Origin of the sequence: Paucibacter sp. JuS9, from assembly GCF_044043925.2 — a bacterium.
GTDB lineage: Bacteria > Pseudomonadota > Gammaproteobacteria > Burkholderiales > Burkholderiaceae_C > JAUASW01.
In genome coordinates, this window is record NZ_CP194172.1 from 3,711,153 (window position 1) to 3,734,914 (window position 23,762).

At 66.3% G+C, this 23,762-nt stretch carries 17 protein-coding genes and 1 pseudogene; 14 read left to right on the top strand and 4 right to left on the bottom strand.

Features of this window, described 5'->3' with window-relative positions; all coding sequences use genetic code 11:
* Positions 1-210: 210 nt before the first annotated feature.
* Both ABT392_RS16490 and ABT392_RS16495 read right to left on the bottom strand, forming a co-directional pair.
* The gene (locus ABT392_RS16490; protein ID WP_395385245.1) at positions 211-897 is read right to left on the bottom strand and encodes an N-acetylmannosamine-6-phosphate 2-epimerase; all 687 of its coding nucleotides are present in this window, start codon (positions 895-897) and stop codon (positions 211-213) included.
* Complete coding sequence (locus ABT392_RS16495; protein WP_395385244.1) at positions 897-1,631, bottom strand: GntR family transcriptional regulator; 735 nt, start codon at positions 1,629-1,631, stop codon at positions 897-899. Before ABT392_RS16495 ends, ABT392_RS16490 begins: the two co-directional genes overlap by 1 nt.
* A 276-nt stretch (positions 1,632-1,907) precedes the next feature.
* Here ABT392_RS16495 and ABT392_RS16500 point away from each other — a divergent pair, with 276 nt between their 5' ends.
* The 9 genes from ABT392_RS16500 to ABT392_RS16540 are packed head-to-tail and all read left to right on the top strand — an operon-like array spanning position 1,908 to position 13,310.
* Positions 1,908-3,197, top strand: a complete 1,290-nt coding sequence (locus ABT392_RS16500) for an ABC transporter substrate-binding protein (RefSeq protein ID WP_395385243.1) — start codon at positions 1,908-1,910, stop codon at positions 3,195-3,197.
* Positions 3,194-4,090 (top strand): ROK family protein, encoded by an 897-nt coding sequence (locus ABT392_RS16505; RefSeq protein WP_395385242.1) that lies wholly within the window; start codon positions 3,194-3,196, stop codon positions 4,088-4,090. The genes ABT392_RS16500 and ABT392_RS16505 overlap by 4 nt, the downstream gene beginning before the upstream one ends.
* The gene (locus tag ABT392_RS16510) at positions 4,087-4,956 is read left to right on the top strand and encodes a carbohydrate ABC transporter permease (RefSeq protein ID WP_395385241.1); all 870 of its coding nucleotides are present in this window, start codon (positions 4,087-4,089) and stop codon (positions 4,954-4,956) included. Before ABT392_RS16505 ends, ABT392_RS16510 begins: the two co-directional genes overlap by 4 nt.
* A gap of 9 nt (positions 4,957-4,965) precedes the next feature.
* The gene (locus ABT392_RS16515) at positions 4,966-5,799 is read left to right on the top strand and encodes a carbohydrate ABC transporter permease (RefSeq protein ID WP_395385240.1); all 834 of its coding nucleotides are present in this window, start codon (positions 4,966-4,968) and stop codon (positions 5,797-5,799) included.
* Positions 5,796-8,276 carry a glycoside hydrolase family 38 N-terminal domain-containing protein gene (locus tag ABT392_RS16520; RefSeq protein ID WP_395385239.1) on the top strand — a complete coding sequence of 827 codons (2,481 nt, stop codon included), beginning with the start codon at positions 5,796-5,798 and terminating at the stop codon, positions 8,274-8,276. The genes ABT392_RS16515 and ABT392_RS16520 overlap by 4 nt, the downstream gene beginning before the upstream one ends.
* A complete protein-coding gene (locus ABT392_RS16525) occupies positions 8,273-9,754 on the top strand; it encodes a DUF4127 family protein (protein WP_395385238.1) in 1,482 nt (493 codons plus the stop codon). Before ABT392_RS16520 ends, ABT392_RS16525 begins: the two co-directional genes overlap by 4 nt.
* Entirely contained in the window at positions 9,751-11,307 is a 1,557-nt protein-coding gene (locus ABT392_RS16530; RefSeq protein ID WP_395385237.1) for an FAD-dependent oxidoreductase, read from the top strand. Before ABT392_RS16525 ends, ABT392_RS16530 begins: the two co-directional genes overlap by 4 nt.
* Positions 11,308-11,316: 9 nt before the next feature.
* Positions 11,317-12,444 carry an ABC transporter ATP-binding protein gene (locus tag ABT392_RS16535; protein WP_395385236.1) on the top strand — a complete coding sequence of 376 codons (1,128 nt, stop codon included), beginning with the start codon at positions 11,317-11,319 and terminating at the stop codon, positions 12,442-12,444.
* Positions 12,438-13,310, top strand: coding sequence for an aldose 1-epimerase family protein (locus tag ABT392_RS16540; RefSeq protein WP_395385235.1), 873 nt, complete (start codon positions 12,438-12,440; stop codon positions 13,308-13,310). The genes ABT392_RS16535 and ABT392_RS16540 overlap by 7 nt, the downstream gene beginning before the upstream one ends.
* On the opposite strand, the gene ABT392_RS16545 is transcribed toward ABT392_RS16540, so the two are convergent.
* A complete protein-coding gene (locus tag ABT392_RS16545) occupies positions 13,297-13,992 on the bottom strand; it encodes a substrate-binding periplasmic protein (RefSeq protein ID WP_464970825.1) in 696 nt (231 codons plus the stop codon). The genes ABT392_RS16540 and ABT392_RS16545 overlap by 14 nt on opposite strands.
* Positions 13,993-14,255: 263 nt before the next feature.
* Between ABT392_RS16545 and ABT392_RS16550 the strand changes: the two genes are divergently transcribed.
* The gene (locus tag ABT392_RS16550) at positions 14,256-17,162 is read left to right on the top strand and encodes a TonB-dependent receptor (protein WP_395385232.1); all 2,907 of its coding nucleotides are present in this window, start codon (positions 14,256-14,258) and stop codon (positions 17,160-17,162) included.
* A gap of 96 nt (positions 17,163-17,258) precedes the next feature.
* Positions 17,259-18,413, top strand: coding sequence for a glycoside hydrolase family 10-like protein (locus tag ABT392_RS16555; protein WP_395385231.1), 1,155 nt, complete (start codon positions 17,259-17,261; stop codon positions 18,411-18,413).
* Positions 18,414-18,573: 160 nt separating this feature from the next.
* Here ABT392_RS16555 and ABT392_RS16560 read toward each other — a convergent pair whose 3' ends face one another.
* Positions 18,574-19,509, bottom strand: a complete 936-nt coding sequence (locus tag ABT392_RS16560) for a LysR family transcriptional regulator (RefSeq protein WP_395385230.1) — start codon at positions 19,507-19,509, stop codon at positions 18,574-18,576.
* A gap of 195 nt (positions 19,510-19,704) precedes the next feature.
* On the opposite strand from ABT392_RS16560, the pseudogene ABT392_RS16565 reads away from it, so the two are divergent.
* The 3 genes and pseudogenes from ABT392_RS16565 to ABT392_RS16575 all read left to right on the top strand — a co-directional run bounded on the left by ABT392_RS16565 (position 19,705) and on the right by ABT392_RS16575 (position 23,759).
* Positions 19,705-21,214 (top strand): annotated as a pseudogene (locus tag ABT392_RS16565) (purine-cytosine permease family protein).
* Between the two features lie 105 nt (positions 21,215-21,319).
* Positions 21,320-22,279, top strand: coding sequence for an agmatinase (gene speB / locus ABT392_RS16570; protein WP_395385229.1), 960 nt, complete (start codon positions 21,320-21,322; stop codon positions 22,277-22,279).
* A gap of 28 nt (positions 22,280-22,307) precedes the next feature.
* On the top strand, positions 22,308-23,759 hold the full coding sequence (locus ABT392_RS16575; protein WP_395385228.1) for an aldehyde dehydrogenase family protein: 1,452 nt from the start codon (positions 22,308-22,310) through the stop codon (positions 23,757-23,759).
* The last annotated feature ends 3 nt before the right edge of the window (positions 23,760-23,762 follow it).

Genomic DNA, 23,762 nt, shown 5'->3' on the forward strand with positions numbered 1-23,762 from the left:
AGCCGGGCCGCACTGCGCAAGGCAGTGGCACCCCGGCGCTGACAAACAGCGCCGCACCCACGAAGGCACGGCCAGGCAGCGCGCCGGCACACGGCGCGCTGCGATGGGTGTTGCAGCTAGTGCTCCAGACCCGAGCGCACGGCATGGCTGCTGAGGCAGCAATGACGCCATGCGATCGCTTCGCGTTGAACCTTCAATCCCCGCTCCTCGTCAAAACCTGTCGAGTGCCGAGCTGAACCAGCTCGCCACCGATTCGGTGCGTGTGATCGCGGTGCCCACGGTCACCGCCCAGGCGCCCAGCTGGACGGCGCGGGCCGCCTGCTCGGGATGGTTGTAGCGGCCCTCGGCCATCACGCGCGGCAGGCGCGCGGCCAGCGCCGCGACCAGCTCGTAGTCCGGCTCCTTGGGCGTCTCGCCACCGGTGTAGCCCGACAGCGTCGTGCCTATCACCTCGAAGCCGAGCGCGGCCGCGGCCAGTGCGTCTTCAAGGCCGGAGCAGTCCGCCATGGCCAGGGCACCGCCCGCATGGATGGCGCTGAGAAGCTCGGCCACGGGCACGGGGCGCTCGCGCAAGGTGGCATCCACTGCAATCACATCGGCCCCGGCCGCCAGCAGCTCCTGCACATCGCTGAGCCATGGCGTGATGCGCACCGGCGAATCGTCGAGGTCGCGCTTGACGATGCCGATGATGGGCGCGGCTATCTTGGGCCGCACATGCGCCAGACGTGCTGCACCTTCGATGCGCACACCACAGGCCCCGCCAGCCAAGGCGGCCTGCGCCAGTCTGGCGACGATTTCGTCATGGTCCAACGGCCCTTGCTCGGTCGGTTGGCAAGACACCACCAGTCCGCCCTTGAGCAGGCTGTCCAGGAGTGCCAGGTCACGGAATATCTTCATCACTCGGCACGCTCTCCAACCACCGGGCGCATCACATTCACTTCGAAGCGGTAGCGGTCAGCACGGTAGAGGCTCTTGGCGTACTCGACCACCTCGCCCGAGCCGGCATGCGAGATGCGCTCCACCAGCAGGGAGGGCGAGAACGGGGGCACGCCGAGCAAATCGCCCTCCTCCTCGTTCAGCACCGTCGCCTGGATTTGCTGGCTCGCGGCGCGGACCTGCATGCCGAACTGCTTGTCCAGCAGGTCGTAGAGCGAGCCCGTCGACAAGCAGTCAATGTTGAAGCCAGGCACCTTGTCGGCCACCAAGTAGACGGTTTCCAGCGCCATCGGCTCGTCGTTGGCAAGGCGCAGACGCCGCAGTTCCAGGAGCGGCGTACTCGGCATCACCTTGAGTCTTTGCGCCAGCTTGGCGCCGGCCAGCACGGTCCGACCGCCCAGCAGCTCGCTGGTCGGTATCAGACCGCGCCCGCGCATCTCCTCGGAGAAGGACAGCAACTGCAGCTGCTTGACCACCGGCTGGCCTGACACAAAGGTGCCGGCGCCCTGGCGACGTTGCAGCAGACCATCTTGCTCCAACTCACGCAGGCAGCGGCGCAGCGTCTCACGCGCCACATCGAAACGCTCACTGAGCTCGCGCTCCGGCGGCAGACGCCCGCCCTCGCCGTTCTGCTCGATCAGAGCCAGCAATTTCTGCTTCAGGTGCTCGCGCCGTTGACTGCGATCCGTGGCCATTCCGTTGCTCCCGGCCCGCCCAGGGCGGCGCCAATAATTGGTTCAGCTTTGGTCTATTAGTTCTTACCCGCTGGTCGAAAATTTTCTTCCACCCCTGAGGAAAACGCGGGGCCAATCAGTCTAGCTCAGGCAAAGTCTATCCACATTTCTGTACCACTACTAGACCACCTTATTGTTTTTGGACGGCTATTCGGTTATGGTTTTCACCGTGCTGCACAAGCCACCCTCCGCGCTTGCGCGCCGAGTGAATCCACCCCGCCCCAGCCTCTCTTGTCCATGCAAAACCCATCGAGCACCCGGCGCCAGCTGCTGAGCATGGCAGCCGCCGGCCTGTTGGCAGGCACCGGCCGAGCCCAGGACAAGGGGCGAAGCAGGCGCCTCGAGTTCTGGACCATGCAGCTGTCTCCGCAGCTGGATGCCTATGTCAATGGCCTGCTGCGCGCCTTCGAGGCAGCGCACCCCGGCACGTCAGTCCACTGGGTTGATCTGCCCTGGGCCGAGGCTGAGCGCAAGTTGCTGACAGCCGTGGCCGCTGGCGCCGCGCCGGATCTGGTGAACCTCAATCCGCAGTTCTCGGCCAAGCTCGCCGAGTTCGGCGCCCTGGCCAACCCGCTGCAGCACCTGAGCACGGCCGAGCAGGCCGCCTTCCTTCCTGCAGCCCTGGAGGCGAACGTCTATCGCGACGGGTGCTTCGGCCTGCCCTGGTACCTGAGCACCAATCTGACGCTCTACAACCGCGAACTGTTCGAACGCGCCGGCCTGGCCGTGCCGAGCAGCCATGCAGAGTTGCTTAAACAGGCCCCCGTGCTGAAGTCCCGCAGCCAGGCATTTGCCTACTTCCCGGCGCTAGATGGCTCCAGCCCCCTGGAGACGCTGGCGGCTTTCAATGCCCCACTGCTGGACAGCACGGGCCGGGCCCCGGGGTTCACCAAGAACGGATCGGGCGAACAGATGTTCGAGTTCTACCGCCAGCTCTACCAAGGCGGCTACACCCCACGCAATGCGGTAACCGAAGGGCATCGCAAGGCGGTCGAGATGTTCGTCGCCGGGCAGGTGGCCGTGGTCTCGACCGGCATGCAGTTCCTCGGCTTCATCCGCAGCAGCAATGCGGCGCTGTACCGGCAGATCGGCGTCGCGCCGCAATTGGCCAGCCCGGGCGCTGCGCCCAGCATCGCGGCCATGAATCTCGTCGTGCCGCAGGCCTCCAAGCAGCGAGAGCTGGCCTTCCGGCTGGCCGCCTTCGTGGCCGGCCCGCAGCAACAGCTGGACTTCGCCCGCCGCGTGCCCATCCTGCCCTCGACAAGAGCAAGCTACGACGACACCTTCTTCGCCTCCGCACCGGGCACCACCGAGCCTCTGGCCCTGGCGCGCGCCTTGTCGACCCGCCATGTGCTGGCAGGCCGGGTCAGCGTGCCCGCCCTGCCCGGCTACAACAAGCTGCGCAGCAGCTACGCACGCAATCTGCAGGCCGCCATGCTGGGCGCCAAGACCAGCCGCCAGGCGCTCGCAGCCATCGATTCCGACTGGCGCGCCCTGCTGGGCCAGGCCCGCAAGGACTCCTCATGAACGCCCTGCCCCTGGTCCTGGCCGCGGACATCGGTGGCACCAAGATCCTGGCCGCCGCCGTCGACGCGGCCGGCCAGGTGTGCGCCCGCTGCCGCCTGCCCACCGAGGCAGAGCGAGGCGGCGCCCATGTGCTCAAGCAGATTCAGCAGGCCTTGCAACAGGTGCAGGCCGAACTGCCCGCCGACCTGCGGCCCGGCGCCATCGGTCTGAGCGCGGCAGGCGTGATCGATGCGAGCACTGCCCGCGTCATCGATGCCACCGCAGTGATGCCCGGCTGGGCCGGCACCGACCTGCGAGCCACGCTGGGCCAAGCCTTCGGCCTGCCCGTGCAAGCACTCAATGACGTGCATGCGGCGCTGGTTGGCGAGCAGTGGCTGGGCGCGCTGGCTGATGCGCCGCAGGCCTCGGCGCTGATGCTGACCCTGGGCACCGGGCTCGGTGGCGCGCTCACGCTGGGGCATGGCTTGTGGTCCGGCCACCGGCAACTCGCCGGCCACGCCGGCCGCATGGAAGTGCTGCACAAGGGCCAGCGTGTCAGCCTGGACCGGCTGATCTCGGGCAGCGGCCTGGCGCGCTTGATGCGCGAGCACGGCGGCGTGGCCGAAGATGGACGCGCGACGCTCGCGGCACTCGATGCCGGTGATGCAAGAGCCCAAGCCGCACTCGATGAATGGATCTCCTTGCTGGCCCTGCAGATCGACAACCTGTTCTGGCTGCTGGACCCGGCACGCATCGTGATCGGTGGTGGCATGCTGGATGCGCGCACGGCGTGGTGGCCACAGTTGCAGAGCGCGCTGCGCGTGCCGGTGCAACCGGAAGCCGCCAAGCTGGGCAACGAGGCCGGCCTGCTCGGCGCGGCCCATCGCGCCCTGGCCGGAGAGGCGGCACGATGAAGCTGCGTCGCCACAACCCCTGGGTGCCGCTGCTGTTCCTGCTGCCGGCCTGTTCGCTGATCGGCGCCTTCGTGCTCTATCCGGCGCTGCAGGCCCTGCTGATCAGCTTCAGCGACTACAACATGATCCAGACGCCGCACTGGGTCGGCCTGGACAACTACCGCCAGCTCGCGGCCGACCCCTCGTTCTGGTCGGCGCTGCGCAACACCCTGCTCTACCTGGTGGTGGTCGTGCCGCTGCTGGTGCTGCTGCCCATCTTTGTGGCCGTGGCGGTGAACAGCAGCCTGCCGGGCATCACGCTGTTCCGCGCCTTGTTCTATCTGCCGGTGGTGACCTCGCTGGTGGTGTCGGGCCTGGTCTGGAAATGGGTCTACGAGGAGCGCGGCATCCTCAACCACCTGCTGCTCAAGACCGGCCTGGTCAGCGACCCGGTGGCCTTCCTGACCGACCCGGTCAACGCCCTGTTCAGCGTAATGGCCGTCACCGTGTGGAGCGGCATCGGCTACTACATGGTGATCTACCTGGCCGCCCTGCAAGGCATACCGCGCCACCTGTACGAGGCGGCCGAGGTCGAGGGCATCAGCCGGCACCAGCAGTTCCTGCACATCACGCTGCCGCTGCTGCGGCCGGCGATGGCGGTGGTTGCCGTGATGTCCTCGATCGCCGCGATGAAGGTGTTCGAGGAGGTCTATGTGATGACGCAGGGCGGGCCCATGGACGCCAGCAAGACCCTGGTCTTCTACATCTACGAGACCGCCTTCTCCGAATTCGAGATGGGCCTGGCCGCTGCCGCGGGCATGGTGCTGTTCCTGATCACGCTGGCGCTGTCACTGCTGCACATGCGCTTGCTCAAGCGCCGGCACTGAGAGATCGAAATGAAGCCAGGAACAAAACCCCTGTCATTGCTCGTCCGCTATGCGGCGCTGCTGGCCTGGTGCTGCATCACCATCGGGCCCTTCCTCTGGCTGCTTTCCACCTCGCTCAAGGGCAGCGGCGAGAACCTGTTCGCCTATCCGCCGGCCTGGCTGCCGGCCGAGCCCACGCTGGACAACTACAGCCGCGTGCTGGCGAGCCAGCCCTTCGGCCGCTACCTCGCCAACAGCCTGCTGGTGGCGGTGGCCGCCGTGCTCAGCAATGTGCTGTTCTCGTCGCTGGCCGGCTTTGCGCTGGCGCGCCTGCAGTTCGCGGCGCGCGGCCTGCTGCTCGCCCTGCTGATGGCCTCGATGATGCTGCCCTTCCAGCTCCTGATGATTCCGCTCTACCAGCTGGCAGTGAGCCTGGGGTTGCGCAACAGCTTCCTCGGCCTCTTGCTGCCCCATGCCTGCACGGCCTTCGGCATCATCCTGATGAAGCAGGCCTTCGAGGCCGTGCCGCCAGCGCTGGACGAGGCGGCGCGCATGGAAGGCGTCAGCACGCCGCGCATCTGGTGGCATGTCTACCTGCCCCTGGTCAAACCCACGCTGGCCACGCTGGCCGTGTTCAGCTTCATCGCGGTCTGGGGCGACTTCCTCTGGCCGCTGATCGTGATCGACGAGCCGGCGCGATTTACCTTGCCGCTGGGCGTCAATCGCCTGGCCAATACCTTCTCGCTGGACTGGCGCCTGGTGGCCGCCGGTGCCGTGTTCTCGCTGCTGCCGGTGATGACCGTGTTCGCCTTCAGCCAGCGTTTCTTCATCGCCGGAGCGCTCAAGGGCGCCGTCAAGGAATGAGCCAGTCTTTGTTGCAAGTGGGCGTGGTCGTGCAGACGCACTGGGACCGCGAGTGGTACTGGACGCGCGAGCAGTTCGTCGCGCGCCTGCTGCGCGTGATGGAGGCCGTGGCCGGCCAATTGGAGCGCGGCGAGCTGGAGCACTTCCTGTTCGACGGCCAGGTGGCCGCGATGGAAGACCTGCTGGCGCACGCCGAGCCCGCGCTCATCGGGCGCGTGCTGAGCCTGGTGCAAAGCGGCCGCATCGCGCTGGGCCCCTGGTACGTGATGGCCGACGAGTTCCTGGTCAGTGGCGAATCGCTGCTGCGCAATCTCGAGATCGGCATGGCCGACGCGCAAGCCCTGGGCAATTGCCAGCGGGTGGGCTACCTGCCCGACAGCTTCGGTCATGTCGCCCAGATGCCCCAGCTCCTGCAGCAGATGGGCATTCCGTCTGCGGTGCTGTGGCGCGGCGCAGACGCGGCGAACTCCGAGTTCGACTGGGTAGCACCCGACGGCACGCGCGTCGGCAGCCTGTTCCTGAGCGAAGGCTATTACCAGCATCCCTTCAACCTGGACGACTGGCAGCCGGCGCTGCAGCGCTATCTCGAACAGGTGGCGCCGCGCGCGCTGTCCGAGCACCTGCTGTTGCCCCAGGGAGGCGACCACTTGATGCCGCGCGCCGGCCTGCATGAGCGCATCGCGGAGTTCAACGCCGGCCAGTCGCGCTACCGGCTGGAGCAGCAAAGTCTGCAGCAGCACGTGGCCCTGAGTCTGGCCGCCAGCGATGGCCGGCGGCCCGAGCTTTGCGGCGAGCTGCGCAACAACGCGCGCGCCTTCGTGCTGCCCGATGTGCTGTCGACCCGCCGCTACCTGAAGCTTGCGCATCAGCAGTCTGAGGACCGATTGCTCGGCGCTATAGAGCCGCTCTATGCCGCGCTCGATGTGCCGCAGCCCGATCGCTATCTGGAGCAATGCTGGCGCCTCTTGATACAGCAGCAGGCCCACGACTCGATCTGCGGTTGCAGCATCGATGAGGTCCATGCGGAAATGGAGACCCGCTTCGAACTCTTGCAGCAGAAGCTGGACACGCTGGAGCAGCGGGCCCTGGTGGACGCCGGCATGCTCTCCGCCTGCGGCACGGCGCATGCCGACGATGCCGCCTTCACCCTCTTCAATCCGTTGCCGGTGGCGCGCGAGGGCTGGCACCGCGTCGAGCTGTTCCTTGCTGGCGACGTGGCCGAAGGCCTGCAAGTGCGGGACGTGCAGGGCCAGGTCTTGCCAAGCCTGCTGCTGGGCTCCGTGCCGCACAGTGAATTCCGCTCGCCGCTGGATGACTTTCCGGCGCCGCTGGCCGGCCATCGCTACGAGCTGCTGTTGCACGCCCGGCTTGGTGGTCTGCAAGCCCGGCGATTGCAGGTGAAAAGCCATGCGCAAGTGGCGACAGTTGTTGACTCGAAGGAGCGCATCCATCTCGACTCCGAAGGCCGACTCTGGCTGGACCTGACGCCGGGCACCCGAGTGCAAGTCGCCGTGCTCAGCGAGCTCGATGCCGGCGACAGCTACAACTACAGCCCGCCGCCCGATGCGGCCCGCCGCCTGCATCAGCGTTGGACCCTCTTGCGCCAGCGCAAGCTCGGCCCGCTGCAGGACTATGTGCTGCGCATCGAAGCAAGACTGCCGGCCCGGCTCGATGCCGCGCGGCAAGGGCCGTGCAGCGACGAGGTGCTCTGCCACGGCCGCCTGCGCCTGAAGGTGCTGGAGGGCCAGGTCGCCATCGAAGCCAGCCTCGACTGGGACAACCAGGCCGAGGACCAGCGCAGCCGCCTGCTGTTCTCCCTGCCCACGCTGCCCGAACACACGGAGGCCGACAGCGCCTTCGCCTGGCTGCGACGCGCAAGCATCCTGGCCGACTATCCCGCCGCGCCGAGCCGCCGAGAAATGCCACCGGCCGTCATGCCCAGCCTCAGCGCCCTGAGTGCAGGCCCTGTGCAGGTCGTACATCGCGCCATGCAGGAGTTCGAGCTGCTGCAGCACCAAGGCCAGGCCTGGCTGGGACTCACGCTCTTGCGCAGCGTGGGCTGGCTGTCGCGCCGCGACCTGGTGACGCGCGGCGTGGGCGCCGGCCCCGACCTGGCCACGCCAGGTGCCCAGCGCCTCGGTCAGCAGCGATTTGACTTCCGCATCGCCAGCGGCTTGGAGATCCCGGCTTTGCTGGATAAGGCCGACGCCCTGCGCCGCCCGCCCCTGCTGCTGCGCGGCCATGGGCAGGCCTGGCATGCAGCCCAGCAATTCGACAACTCGAGCCTGCGCGTCAGCGCCTTGCGCCGCGCGGGCGAAGAACTTGAGCTGCGCGTATGGAACTGCAGCGATGCAGAGCAGGCGCCGCAGTTTGCACAAGAGGGCTGGCGCCCGGTTCGCGCCGATGGCCAGCCGATGGATCGCATGCAGGTGCCTGCACATGGCATCGCCACCTACAGAACAAAACTCGTTCCATGAATCCCACCCTCGTCGCCTTGCCGGTGGACGGCCGGCCGGCCGTGCGCGAACAGGTGCAAATGTTGCTGGAGGCCGGTGGCTGCCAGGGCCAGATGCCGCCGGTCGCCGACCTCGGCCTGATGCGCCAGCCCGCGGACCGCGACCGGCTGGCCTCTTGGCTGCGCAAGCAGGCACCGCAGGCCCAAGGCCTGGTGATCTCGGTCGACATGCTGGTCTACGGCGGCCTCGTGCCCTCGCGCTTCATCCCCGATGCACTGGAGGACTTGCAGCAACGCCTGCATCTCCTGCGCGAGCTGAAGACCGCCGCACCAAAGCGGCCGCTCTACGCCTTCGCGGCGACGATGCGCATCTCCAACAACAATGTGGCCGAGGAAGAGAAGCCCTACTGGGCCGAACATGGCGAGCAGATCTGGGCCTGGTCCTTCCACGCGGATCGCCATGCGCAGCTGAACGATGCCGCTGACCTGGAACGCGCCGAGGCGGCCCGCACGCAGATCCCGTCCGCCATCCAACAGGACTACCTGGCCGCGCGTGCACGCAACTTCGCCATCAACAAGCAGCTTCTGGACTTGGTTGCGGAAGGTGTGATCGACCGCCTGGTGCTGCCGCAGGACGACACCGCGGATTACGGCTTCAACATCGCCGAGCGCCGCGCCTTGCAAGCAGCGATCGAACGAGCTGGCCTGCAGGACCAGGTCCTGGTCTATGCCGGCGCAGACGAGGTGATGCACACGCTGTGCGCCCACCTGGTCGCCACCCTGCGCCGCGAACCTGCGCTGAAGTTCTGGCTGTCGTGCAGCGATCCGCAAGGCGTCCAGCACTTGCGGGCGCGCTACGAAGACCGACCGCTGCTGGACTCCCTGGCCAGCCAGCTGCAGGCGGTCGGGGCTGAGCTGGTCGAATCCATCGAGCAGGCCGATCTGGTGCTGGCCCTGCACAGCGCCGGTCAAGCCCAGGGCGACTGGGCCATGCGCCTGCCCCTGCCCTCACCGCTGAGCAGCGAACGGCTGCAGCAATGGCTGCGCAAGCTGCCGGCGGACAAGCCGCTGGCCATCGCCGACCTGGCCTATGCCAACGGCGCCGACCCCTTGTTGATCGAAGCCGTGGCCGGCCATATCGGCCTGGCCAATCTGGTCGGCTACGCCGGCTGGAACACCGCCAGCAACAGCCTGGGCAGCCTCTTGGCCCAGCTCGTGCTCGCGCGCTCGGACCTGGGCGGCGGCGCCAACCAGCGCATGGCCTGCCTGCGCCTGCTGGAAGATCACCTCTACCAGGCCTGCCTGCGCCAGACGCTGCGAGACAGCATCGACGAAGCGGCGCTGACCCCCGTTGAACTGGAAGCCGCAGCCAGCCTGCTCTTTGTGCCGGCATCGGATGCGTGGCTGCAAGCCCAGGGCCTGCCCTGGCGGGTCGAGCAGCTCTGGCTGCCCTGGCAGCGTAGCTTCGAAATCGGCCTGCGCTTGAAGGCCCACCCATGAACCGCGCGATCGAAGTCGATATCGCAGTGATTGGCGCGAGCCTCGGCGGCGTGATGGCCGCCTGGCGCGCGGCGCAGGCGGGCCAGCGTGTGCTGCTGAGCGCCGAACATCGCTGGCTTGGTGGCCAGATGACGGCGCAAGCCGTGCCGCCCGACGAGCACCGGCTGATCGAGCATGGCGGGGCCAGTGAGAGCTATCTGCAGTTCCGCCAGGCCATGCGCGAGCACTACCTGAGCCAGCCGGATTTTCGCGACCGCACCGCCATGACCGAAGGCTGCAATCCCGGCGATGGCTGGGTGAGCCGACTGTGCTTCGAGCCGGCGCTGGCCGCGGCCTGGTTCGAACAGTTGCTGCAAGACATGCCCGGCCAGCATTTGCTGCGCTATGCGAGACCCGTCGCGGTGCAGCGCACCGGCCGGCGCATCGAAGCAGTCGAGCTGGCATGTGGCGATGAGCGCGTGAGCGTCCGTGCCCGCTATGTGATCGATGCCACCGACACCGGCGCCCTGCTGCCCCTGGCCGGCTTGCCCTTCCGGCTGGGCAAGGAAGCGCAGGCCGAGTTCGACGAACCCGCCGCGCCCGCGCAGGCCAACCCCGAAGACCAGCAGCCGGTGACCCATGTGCTGGCCTTGCGCCGGCGCAACCATGCACTCCCAGTGGGCTCGCCGCCACCCGGCTACGAGGCCTGGCGCGCGCAAGGCGTGGCCGGCTACGGCCACCGCTTGTTCAGCGAGTACATCCCCGGTGCCAGGCCCGGTGAATCGATGCGCCTGCCGCTGTTCCCACAAGGCGAGGCGCTGGACCTCTGGCGCTACCGGCGCGTCATCGCGGCGCACATGTGGGAAACGCCGCGCGAGGAAGTCTCCCTGATCAACTGGGCACAGAACGACTACGGGCTGCAGCCGCTGCTGGACGGACCTTTGAGCGAGCAGCAGGTCGAGACGGCAGCGCGCGAGCTCTCAGCCTGCCTCCTGCATTGGCTGCGCACCGAAGCCCCGAGACCCGATGGCGGCCAGGGCTATCCGGAGCTGGAAGTGGCGCCCGACATCACCGGCACGCCGGACGGCCTGGCCCAGCACATCTATGTGCGTGAATCGCGGCGCATCGTCGGCCTCAGCACGCTCACCCAGCGCGACATCGCGCACCAGGCGGGCACAGCGCTGGAGGCCGTCAACCGCGCCGACAGCGTGGGCCTCGCCTGGTACAACATGGACATGCACCCCACGGTGCGCAGCGGCCAGGGCCTCAATGCCCATGTGCGCCCCTTCACCCTGCCACTGGGCTGCTTCGTGCCGGCCGACTGCGACAACCTGCTGCCCGGCTGCAAGAACATCGCCGTCAGCCACCTGGTCAATGCCTGCACACGCGTCCATCCCGCGGAGTGGCTGATCGGCGAAGTGGCCGGCCTGCTGGCCGCGTTTGCCCTGAAGCAAGGCCTGACCCCGACCGACATCCACGCCAGCGCCACGGCGCGCGCCGCGTTCCAGCAGCACCTGCGCAAGCAAGGCATTCCGCTCCACTGGGACGAGCCCCTGTTGGCCCGACTCTCCTGAGACAAGCTCATGGCATTCCTAGACATACAAGGCCTCATCAAGCGCCATGGCGCGACGCAGACGCTGCACGGCATCGATCTCAGCGTCGAGGAAGGCGAGTTCATCGTCTTCGTCGGTCCCTCGGGCTGCGGCAAGTCCACGCTCCTGCGCCTGATCGCCGGCCTGGACGAGACCAGCGAGGGACGGATCCATATCGCCGGCCGCGACGTCACGGCAGCACCTCCCAGCCAGCGCAAGGTGGCCATGGTCTTCCAGTCCTATGCGCTGTACCCGCACATGACGGTGGCGCAGAACCTGAGCTTCGGCATGCGCATGCGCGGCGAGCCGCGCGAACAGATGGAGCGCAAGCTGGCGCGCGCGGTCGACATCCTGCAGCTCGAGCCCTATCTGGCGCGGCGACCTGGCGAGCTCTCGGGCGGGCAATGCCAGCGCGTGGCCATAGGCCGGGCCCTGGTGCAAGAGCCGGCCGTGTTCCTGTTCGACGAACCCCTCTCCAATCTCGACGCCGAACTGCGGCTGCGCATGCGGCTGGAGATTGCCGCCCTGCACCGCCAGCTCGGCAAGACCATGGTCTATGTCACCCATGACCAGGTGGAGGCGATGACGCTAGCCGACCGCATCGTCGTGCTGCGGGCCGGCCGTATCGAGCAGGTCGGCAGCCCCCTGGCCTTGTACAGCGATCCTTGCAACGAGTTCGTCGCCGGCTTCATCGGCTCGCCGGCCATCAACCTGCTCGATGCGGAACTGACGGCCGTCGATGCCGGACGGGCTTCGGCACGGCTGGCCATCGATACCGCCATCGAGTGGCAGTTCGACGTGCGCCCCGGCGCCGAGCTGAGCCCCGGCATGGCTGTGCGCCTGGGCGTGCGACCCGAGCATCTGCAACCAAGCGCCGCAGGCACAGCGGCCAGTCTGGCCACCGAGCTCTGCCTGCTGGAGCGACTGGGCGCCAGCAGCTACGCCCACCTGAAGCGAGGCAGGCAGTCGCTTTGCGTGGCGGTGCCGCCGATGCTGGGCCTGCAGCAGGGGCAGGTGCTGCACCTGCAGCCGCAAGCCGACTGGGTCTATGCCTTCGATGCGCAAGGTCGCACGCTCAGCGCTGACAAGCAGGCCTTGATGGCTGCCCCGGCATGCTGACTCTGCGATTCGGGACCCTGCAGGCAAGCATTGACCCCCACGGCGCGGAGCTTCGCAGCCTCAGGCTCGGCAATGAGGAATTCCTCTGGCAGGACGAGGCCAAGGTCTGGCCCCACAGCGCGCCCCTGCTGTTCCCCTTCGTCGGACGATTGCGGGATGGACGCTATCTGCACAAGGGCCAGCCGTACGCCATGGGCATCCACGGCTTTGCCGCCGGCATGGACTTCGAGCCGGTGCAAGAGAGCGCCGAGGCCGCGACCCTGCTGCTGCGCGCCACCGCAGAAACGCGCACCTGCTTCCCCTTCGAGTTCCGGCTGCAGGTCCTGTTCCGCCTCGACGCCGACGGCTTGCTGGTGCGCTACGAAGTGCACAACGACAGCCCTGAGACCATGGCATTTGGCCTGGGCTCACATCCGGCCTTCGCGCTAGGCACGGGCGAACTGCAGGACTGGTTCCTGGAGTTTGATCAGCAGGAAGCCCCTGAGGCCTACCGCCTGCTTGGCGACCTGCTCGCCGAGCGACCCGAGCCCATTGCCTTCACGGGGCCGGAGCAGACGCGCATCGGGCTGCACAGCCAGCTGTTCGAGCGTGACGCCCTGATCATCAAGCAGATCAAGTCACGCCGGATTCGCCTGGTCCACAGGCAGGCCGGCACACGCCTCATGGTCAGCACAGGAGGCGCGCCCCATCTGGGTCTGTGGGCCGTGGCCGGCGCCCGATTCGTCTGCATCGAGCCCTGGTTTGGCGTGGACGAGGATGCCGCGGCGCCGCTGGAACTGCTGCACAAGCCCGCGCTCAATCACCTGGCTCCGGGCGCCTGCTTCGAGTGCTTCTATCGGATCGACCCCTTGCCTAGTCAGCCTTGACGGGGGACCGCCTGGCCAGGGCCACTCGCAGCTTGGCAATGACCTCGGGCGCCAGGCCCCGACGCACATAGAGCAAGGCCGGCCGTTGGCCGACAAGGATCTCGGCACCGAGGCGGCTCCGTTCAATGCTTGCAAGGGCGCTGTAGTGATGCAGCACGTCGCGCGTCAGGCACAGGCCATCCAGGCGACCCAGCGCCAGCATGCGCAAGGCGCTGTCGAAGTTGCTGATGTCGGTCCAGCGCAGCGCCAGCTCGGCACGCTGCGCCAGGTCCTGGCAGCCGCCGCGCGCCCTGCCGACGAGCGCCCCCTTCAGCTGAGGCAGCTCCCTGGTGGACCTGGCCAGGCTGGTGATGAGCACCGAATCGACAAGCGCCACGGGGCCCAGGGCTTGCGCCGCGCCCTCCAGCGCCTCCGTTGAAAAGCTGATCGTCAGATCGGCCTCGCTTCGCTCCAGCGCCAGGGGCACCCGTGCGAATGGCATCAGCGCAATCTCGGTCTTGAAGCCAGCGCCGGCACCCAGCCCCCTGACCAGGTCGATGTACAGGCCGTGCAGCGCACCGCCCTCCTTCTGCGCGTAGGGGGCCACCTCGAACAAGGCCACTTTCAGAGCCGGCTGCGCCTGTGCCAGGAAGGGCCACACCAGCATGAGGACGAGCGCAGCGCGAAGTGGCAGGGAGGGCATGCATCGCATCGTACCCACTCCAAGACCAAGCCAATTGGATTAGTTACCAAGGCCACATCTAGGCCAATTCATTCCAATGAATGACTCAGGCCACCGGTCAACATCTGACAAGCAATGGCGATAAATCGCAATGAAACAACGACGAACCAGGCACCCAGGGATTTCCTGGGGTCTGTTTATTGGTACGTTCATGGTCTACTTTGAATCAGTCCAATAAGACAAGCGCTGGACCAGCTGCTTGAGCAACCACGGAGAGACACGGTATGAAGTTTCAAGCCCACCGGATCAACCAGGCCATCTGCCTAATGAGCCTCATCCTTGCCGCACAGGCAGCGCAGTCCCAGGCCCAAGCCCCTGCGCCGGCCAAGAAGGAGGATGACAAGAGCAAGCTCGAGCAGGTGGTCGTCACCGGCATCCGTGCCTCCCTGCAGAAGTCGCTAGAAACCAAGCGCGACGCCGATACCAATGTCGAGGTCGTCACAGCGGAAGACGTGGGCAAGATGCCCGACAAGAACATTGCCGATGCGCTCTCCCGCCTGCCCGGCGTGAACGTGCAATTCGGCGGCGCACTGGCCATGGACGAGGCCGAGCGCGTGGCGATTCGCGGCACCAGCCCCAACCTCAACCTGGTGACCATCAATGGCCACGCGCTCTCCTCGGGCGACTGGCACGTGGGCGACCAGGGCAGCAGCGGCCGCAGCGTCGGCTTCGGCCTGATGCCTTCGCAGCTGATCGGCCAGTCCATCGTCTACAAGACGCAGCGCGCCGACATCACCGAAGGCGGCATCGCCGGCACGGTGGACATCATCACGCGCAAGCCGCTGGACTTCCGCAAGCAGCTCAGTGCCGAGGTGGCGCTGGGCGCCGTCTACGCCTCGCTGCCCAAGACCACCGATCCGCAGCTCTCCGGCCTGCTGGCCTGGAAGAACAGCGACAACACCTTCGGCGTGCTGGCCCAGGTCTTCAAGGAAGACCGCCACCTGCGCCGCGACGGCCAGGAGACCTTCAGCTTCGGCGTCATCACGGCGGCGCAAGCCACAGCCTCGGGCAATCCCGCACTGGCCGGCAAGCGCATGCCGGGCAGCCTGAACTCGGCCCTGTTCGAGGGCGTTCGCAAGCGCAGCGGCGGCTATGTGGGCCTGCAGTTCAAGCCCAGCAAGCAGCTGGAAGCCAACCTCAGCGCCTTCCGCGCCGAGCTCAAGGCCGACAACTACAACAGCTCTGCGTTCGCCTTGCCCACCGGCCTCGTCGGCGCGGGCTGGCTGATCAAGGACGCCAAGATCGACGGCGACGTGATCACCAGCGCCAAGCTGGAGCGCCCCACCACGCTGAGCCCGAACCAGCGCATCGGCGGCTTCGAGTTCGACCACAACGTGCGCGAAGGCGCCAAGTCGCTCAGCTCCTTCTACGACCTGGACCTGAAGTTCGAAGCCAATGACGCGCTCACCTTGCGCGCCCGTGCCGGCTATACCGAAGGCCGCGGCAAGACCAACTCGCAGCCCAGCCTGACCTTTGTGCTGGTCAATCCGAACATGTCGTACAACATCAATACGACGCGTCCGACCGACTACGCGATGGTCAGCTCGGTGGACGGCAAGCCCATCGACATGAGCAAGCCGTCGAGCTACTCGCAGGCCAGCAATACCGGCGCTGCCGTGGACTCCAGCGACAAGGAAAGCTACCTGCACCTGGATGCCGACTACCGGCCCAAGCACGACGTCATCACCGCGATCAAGTGGGGCGCCCGCTTCTCCAAGCACACCCGCACCTATGACGTGATCGCGCCGCGCTGGAACGCGCAGGACCAGGCCAGCGGCCTGCCGGTCTCGCCCTCGCCCTTCATCTCGGTGGGCAACTTCTCGCTGGTCAATGCCGGCAACCTGCCGGTCTATCCGGGCACCGTGCTGCCGACCACGCCCAACATCGTGCCCAACGGCGCCCTGCCGGCGCCGGCCACCGCCTACCCGGCCAACTGGGGCGGCGGGCTGGATGCCAACTTCCCGCGCAACCTGTTCCGCTACGACTCCTCGCAGATACAGGCCTTCGCCAACCAGTACGTCAACTGGGACCCGGTGGCCGGCAAGACCTGGACCAGCGGCTACAAGGTCAAGGAAGGCAACGAAGGCTTCTACCTGATGAGCGAGTTCGAGCTCAGCAACGCGATCACCGGCAATGCCGGCGTGCGTGCCGCGTTCACGCAGGTGGACTCACTGTCCTACCAGGCCCTGCCCAACGGCACGGCGGCCGGCCAGTGCGTGCCCACCCTGCCCTGCTCGGTGCCGGGCGCCATCGTGGGCTCGCGTTTTGCCAGCTATCTGCCGCAACTGGTGACGACACGCCACAACTCGCTGCTGCCCAGCATGAACCTGCGCTGGCAGCTGGACAAGGGCCTGATCGCCCGCGCCTCGGCCTCGCGCAGCCTGGGCCGCCCGAACTACAACGAGCTGGCCGGTGCCGTTTCCCTGAACAACACCTTGCTGACCGGCAGCTCGGGCAACCCTTTGCTGAAGCCCGTGACCGCCACCAATGTGGACGCCACGCTGGCCTGGTACTTCGCACCGCGCGCCTACATCTCGGGTGGCGTGTTCTCGCAGAACCTGCAGAACTATGTGAAGACCGGCACTTCCAAGGTGGACTTCTTCAACACCAGCACCAATGCGATGAGCACCTATGACGTGTCCTCCCGCATCGGCGTGAAGGCCCAGTTGAAGGGCGCCGAGTTCGCGCTGGAGATGCCCATCGCTGGCGGCTTCGGTTTCGGCAGCAACGCGACCTATGTGAAGTCCAGGGACCAACACGGCGTCGAGATGCTGGGCACCTCGAAGTGGACCTACAACCTGCGTGGTTTCTACGAGGACGACAAGTTCAGCGCCAGCCTGGCCTGGAACTACCGCACTGACTATTCGATCGGCTTCATCGGCAACGGCACGAACGTGCCCCTGATGAGTGGCGGCGTGGTCACCCAGGTCAACGGCCTTCACTACTACAAGGGCGCCGGCAGTCTCTCTGCCTCGATTGGCTATCGCATCAGCAAGGACCTGAGCATCCACCTGGACGGCAACAACCTGACCAACCCGGTGCGCCACACCTACTTCGTGACCGAGAACGCGCCGGGCTACTGGCATGAAAGCGGCCGCCAGTTCTTCCTGAACCTGCGCGCCAAATTTTGACCTCAACAGCGGTATTCCTGGGGTCTTGATGCGGGGCTTCGTGCCCCGCTTTTTTCTTGCAACCCTGGCATGCTGCCCTCATTGCCCCAAGCCCACATGAAGCTGAACCGACTCCTTCTTGCCGCCGGCATCGCCCTTGCCTGCACCGCGCATGCCGCGCCCGGATGCCCGGCCTCGACCCAGGCTCGCCCATCGCCACTGCCGCTTCGCGTGGACGGCGCGCAGCGGGGCGTCTGGGTGGCAACGCCGGAGCACACGCGCTTCTTCGATTCGCCGGCGGAGATGGCTCGCCAGCTGGACGAGTTCAAGAGCCTGGGCATCAACACCGTGTATGCGGCGATGTGGAACCAGGGACGGACCCTGTTCCCCAGCGCTGTCATGCACAGGTTGACCGGCGTCACCATCAACGAGTTCGCCTCAGGCCGTGATCCGCTGCAGGAGCTGATCACCGTGGCCCATGCCAGAGGCATCAAGGTCTACGCCTGGTTTGAGTTCGGCTTTGCCAGCGACTTCAACGGGGGGCCGGGCAAGGAGATCATTGCCGCACGACCCAGCTGGGCCGCGCTCGATCGAAACGGCAAGCCCGTCGAGAAGAACGGCTTCAGGTGGATGAACGCCCTGGATCCCGAGGTCCAGGATTTCGTGCTCAGCGTCATGATGGAAGCGGTGCAGCGCTACGAGCTGGATGGCATCCAGGGTGACGACCGCCTGCCCGCGATGGCCTCGGAAGGCGGCTACAACCCCGGCACCGTCGCGCAGTACCGCAAGGAGCATGGGGGCAAGGCCCCGCCCGAAAGTGCCAAGGATGCGGCCTGGGTCGCCTGGCGTGCGGGCAAGCTCAACGAGTTCATGCAGCGGCTGCACCGCGAGGTCAAGGCCGCCAAGCCGGCGCTGCAGATCAGCATGTCGCCGAGCCCCTATCCCTGGGGGCTGGAGGAGTATCTGCAGGACTGGCCGACCTGGGTCAGGAACGGCTGGGTGGACAGCGTGTCGCCCCAGCTGTACCGCTACAACATCGAGGGCTACCGCAGAGAGCTTCGCAAGATCACGCGCGAACAGTTGTGCCCCGATCAACTCGCCAAGGTGTTCCCCGGCCTGCTGCTCGCGCTAGGCCGCGACTATATCGCCAGCCCCGAGCTGCTGCGTCAGATGCTCGAAGAGAACCGCCGGGAGGGCATTGCGGGCGAGGTCTTCTTCCATAGCGAAGGACTGTCCCGCCGCCGCGACTTGCTGCAAGAGCTCTACCGATAGGGCTGCCCCCCGCTAAGGGGTCTATACGCACAAGCGCTTGCTCGCTGCAAGCGCGGTTTGCGGAAAGCAGCGATGACCATATGCGACCGCTGCCCAAGGGGTGCCGCGATGAACATCCGGACCGAGGTGCCAAGCGACGCTTGGCATGACTGTGCGAAGCCTATGCTGCTTTCAAACTCCGCTGTCCCCTACGCTCTTCCAAATACTCGATCAATCCGTCTATGAACAGTTTCAGCTTGCGCCGCCCGCGCAGGCTTTCGGGGTAGACGGCCCAGAGCTCGGGCGCGCCGTAGGCTTCGCTTTCGAAGCGCCAATCGTCCAGGCAGCTTTCAAGGCTACCGTCCTGAAGTTCGCGGCCAACGAGCCAGTCAAAGCACGGCAGCAAGCCGTGACCCGCCCGCATGCTCGCGAGCAGCACTTCATCGCTGTTGGCAACGACAGGACCACGCGGCGCGACGCAGTGGCTCTCGCTGCCGCAGTGGAAGCTCCAGCGCGAGTCCAGCGGACTGCACCGGTAGCTCAGGCAAGCGTGGCGTGCAAGATCGGCCGGTCTCGTCGGCCGGCCATGGCGCTTGAAATAGGCCGAGGTGCCCACCACGTGCACGCGGTTGCTGCCCAGAGCTCGGCCAATCAGACCCAGCGCCGCGCCTTGCTCATGACGCAGTGCCAGGTCGAAGTCAGATCGAATCGGGTCAAGGTCTGCATCGCTGAGTTCGATCTCCACTTCGACCTCCGGGTGGCGCGCGCGGAAGCGCACCACATACTCTGCGAGTACCGCATGACCCAGCAACACGGAGGCCGTCACTCGCAATCGCCCACTGACGCGGCCCGTCAGGTCACCGATCTGGTCCTGCGCGTCGCGCAATCTGTCGCGATTCTGGCGCGCGACCTCGGCAAAGATCCGCCCTGCATCCGTCAGGCGCAAGGGCCTGGACGCATGCTCGACCAGCGTCTGTCCGACTTCCTGCTCGAGCCCTCGGATGATTTTCGACAGGGCAGATGCTGAGCGATGCAAGCGGCTGGCGGCTTGGGCCAGGCTGCCGCATTGCTGCAACTGCAGGAGCACTTCGAGTGGATTCAGGGCGTCATAGGCCATGGCCGATTATTCACCGAGGCCCGTGCAAGCCGCATCCGGCGGAACACTGCAGGGGAGCCCTGCAGAAATCGCCAATTTTGGAAACCAGCGGTGTCCAGATGCGACCGCTGTTTGCGGGGCCCTGCCGTCAACATCCGGCCTGCAGCGACAGGAATCCTCGGCGCTCGTAATGGTTCCAACTTCAGCCGGACTCCGATGAGCCGCATCACCGAAATCGAAACGTTTAGCTTCGAACAGATCCCGCACTCGTCCCGGCACGCGAGAACCGATCGACCTGTTCCGCCTGCTCTTTGGCGGCTGCAATACCTTCTCTACATCAGTGCTCGGCAGCTTTCCCGTTCTTGTCGGCCTGTCGTTTTGGGACGGCGCCCTGGCGATTCTTCTGGGTGTCACGGCCGGCACTTGCGTGCTGGCGCCGATGAGCCTCTTCGGCCCCAGGAATGGCACGAACGATCCGGTCTCCTCAGGGGCTCACTTCGGCATCCATGGCCGCATCGTGGGCTCGTTCCTGGCCCTGCTGACCTCCGTCGCCTTCTTCTCCCTGGCGGTCTGGAGCTCGGGCGACGCCTTGGTTGGAGGCGCGCATGAGCTGGCCGGACTGCCGGTCAACGGCCTCACGCTGGGTCTGGCCTACGCGTTCTTCGCGGTGCTGGTGCTGGCCGTCTGCATCTACGGCTTCCGCTTCATGCTTTGGGTCAACAAGATCGCCGTATGGGCAGCAAGCCTGTTGTTTCTGGCGGCTCTCCTCGCCTTTGCCGGCGCATTCGATCAAGGCTATCCCGGCCGCATTCATCACGGCGACGCCAGCTACTGGCCAGCCTTTGTCGCTGCGGTGGCGGTCGCGCTCAGCAACCCCCTCTCGTTCGCCTCGACGCTTGGGGACTGGGCGCGATACATCCCCGAGAAGACGCCCAAGCACCGTGTGACCCTTGCAGTCTTCTGCGCACAGGCGGCCACCTTTTTACCCTTCCTGTTTGGCTTGGCCACCGCCACCATCATGGCGACACAAGCGCCTCAGTTCATAGCATCCAGCGACTACATCGGCGGCCTTCTGGCCATTTCACCGCGGTGGTTCTTCCTGCCTGTGTGCCTGATCGCCATCATCGGCGGCTTGTCCACCGGTACGACGGCCTTGTACGGCACAGGCCTGGACATCTCCAGCATCCTGTCCAAGTACCTTGACCGGGTACGTGCGACGCTGGCCATCGGCGTCGTCGCCATCGTCTTCGTCTTTGTCGGTCGCTTTGCCTTCAACCTCGTGGAGAGCGTGTCGACCCTGTCCGCCATGATCGGCGCTGTCAGCTGCCCTTGGGTCACCGTCATGGTGATCGGCTATGTCACGCGGCGCGGCCACTACTTGCCCGATGATTTGCAGGTCTTCAACCGCGGCCTGCGCGGCGGCCACTACTGGTTCTCGGGAGGCTGGAACTTCCGTGCCCTGGGTGCCTGGTTGCCGAGTTCCGCCGTGGGCCTGATGTGCGCCAACGTGCCGGGGCAGTTTGTCGGGCCGCTGAGCAGCTTCATGGGCGGCATGGACGTTAGCGCACCAGCCTCACTCGTCACCTCAGGCGTTCTCTACCTGGGTCTGCTCTGGATTTTTCCCGAGCCTGACGGCGTCTATGGGCCCAAGGGGCGACTGCTGCTGCGCGGCCGACCGCGCCCCCCTCTAATCTCGAGCGGTTCGCGCGCGGCAAACAGCTTGTAGCGCCGAGCTGGCTGCGCAACTGGCCTGAAGCCGTGCGCGCGGCGCAAGTCGTGCCTACCTGTCCTACCCGGAACTCCTTTCGCTCACTTGACTCAAGACGCCCACATGCCACGTTCAGATTCCCCTTTCAACCAGCCCATGGGCGGCAACGAGATGCCGCGCTTTGGCGGCATCGCAACCATGATGCGACTGCCGCAGGCGGAGGACACGAAGGGGCTCGACGTCTGCTTCGTCGGAGTTCCGCTCGACATCGGCACTTCGAATCGCTCCGGCACCCGATTCGGTCCAAGGCAGATCCGCTCCGAATCGGTACTGCTGAGGCCCTACAACATGGCCACACGCGCCGCGCCCTTCGACTCACTTCAGGTGGCCGACATAGGTGACGTACGAATCAATCCGTACGACCTGAAAGATTCGGTACGCCTCATCGAAGCTGCCTACAGCGACATCGTGAGCACCGGATGCCGCCCCATCACGCTGGGCGGGGATCACACCATCGCCTGGCCCATCCTGCGCGCGCTGCGTGACAAGCATGGGCCGGTGGCGGTTGTTCACATCGACGCACATGCCGACGTGAACGACACGATGAACGGCGAGAAGATCGCGCACGGCACACCGTTCCGTCGCGCCGTCGAAGACGGACTGCTGCAATGCGACCGGGTCACCCAGATCGGCCTGCGCGGCACGGGCTACCACCCTGACGACTTCGACTGGTGCCGCCGGCAGGGGTTCACCGTGATTCAGGCGGAGGAGTGCTGGAACCGCTCCTTGCAGCCGCTGATGGAGGAGGTTCGCCACCGTGTCGGGGACGTGCCGGTCTACCTGAGCTTTGACATCGACGGCCTCGACCCTGCCTTTGCGCCCGGCACAGGTACGCCGGAAGTCGGCGGGCTGAGCGTCATCCAAGGGCTCGAGATCATCCGGGGCATGCGGGGTCTCAACATCGTTGGCGCCGACGTGGTGGAGGTCTCTCCGCCCTATGACCAGGCAGGCACCACCGCACTCGTCGCCGCCAACCTCGCCTACGAAATGCTCTGCGTGATGCCCGGCGTCACCTACCGCTGAGTCAATGCTGGTACCGGGAAGCTCATCCATGTCTGCCTGCACCTTTCCCGCCGTTCGCATCGGCACCGAGAGTCTCAACTCCCTCGAACACAAAACCGCGGTCCATGCCGCGGCCAGCGGCGAGCTCGTGGCCTGGCAACAAATCGCCAGTGCCGCCCAAATCGACCAGGCCGTCCTTGCGGCGCGCGCCGCACTCCCCGAGTGGCACATGACTGCCCCTGCGTTGCGTGGCGCGCTGCTTCAGCGAGTGGCTGCTCTAGTGGAAGCCCAACGCGAGTCGCTGGTGCAGATTCAGATGCAGGTCAACGGCAAGCCACGGTTCGAGGCGAACTGCGACGTCAGCGACGTTGCCGCATGCTTCGCCTACTACGCCGAGCTGTGCAGGGAAGGCGATGCCTTTGCAAGCGCGCCGGTGCCCGTCCCGGACACATCCGTCGCCGCGCGTCGTCGCTACGAGGCGGTCGGCGTCGCAGCCCTGGTCGTGCCCTGGAATTTCCCCATGGTGACCACGGCATGGAAGCTGGCCCCGGCCTTGGCGGCGGGCTGCACGGTTGTGCTCAAACCCTCAGAGCTCACGTCGCCGGCCGAGCATGCCCTGTTCGAACTGCTGAACCAGGCGGGCGTGCCCGCCGGGGTGGTCAGCCTCGTCAACGGCGGCGCTCCCGTCGGTGCAGCCCTGGTCGCCCATCCGATGATCGACAAGATCTCCTTCACCGGCAGCACTGCGGTCGGCAAGCAGATCATGCGGAGTGCCGCCGATGGCCTGAAGCGCACAACCTTGGAACTGGGCGGAAAGTCCGCCTTGATCGTTCGGGAGGATGCCGACCTGGAGCTGGCCGTGCAACTCGCCATTGGTGGCGCGTTCACGAACGCCGGCCAGATGTGCTCGGCGACTTCGCGCATCCTGGTCCACCACAGCTTGTACGACCGATTCATGAAGGACTTCCAGTCGACCGTCCAGGCCCTGATCGTCGCGCCGCCCAGCGATCCAACCAGCGCCATGGGGCCGCTGATCTCCGACGCCCACCGCTCGCGCGTCCAGGCGCTGGTGGAGCAAGGAATCGCCGCCGGTGCCGAAGTCGCATTCAGCGGGCAGCTGGCTGGCACCGTTGGCAGCGGCCATTTCATGGCGCCCCTCGTGATCGCCGCGCCCGACGAGCACAACATTCTCTGGCGCGATGAAATCTTCGGACCAGTGGCGTGCGTGCGCTCGTTCGACAACGACGCGCAAGCCCTCGCTATTGCGAACTCCACAGCCTACGGCCTGGTCGCCACCGTCGTAACTGAAAGCGAGGAGGCCGCAGCGAAGTACGAAACACAGCTGCGAGCTGGCCTGGTATGGATCAACACGCCGCAGCTGATCTTTCCGCAGGTCTGCTGGGGCGGTCTGGGCGCCAGCGGTATCGGCCGAGAGCTCGGTCTGCAAGGACTGCGCTCCTATCAAGAGCTGCGACATGCCGTCCACCTGACGACAGGCTGAAGC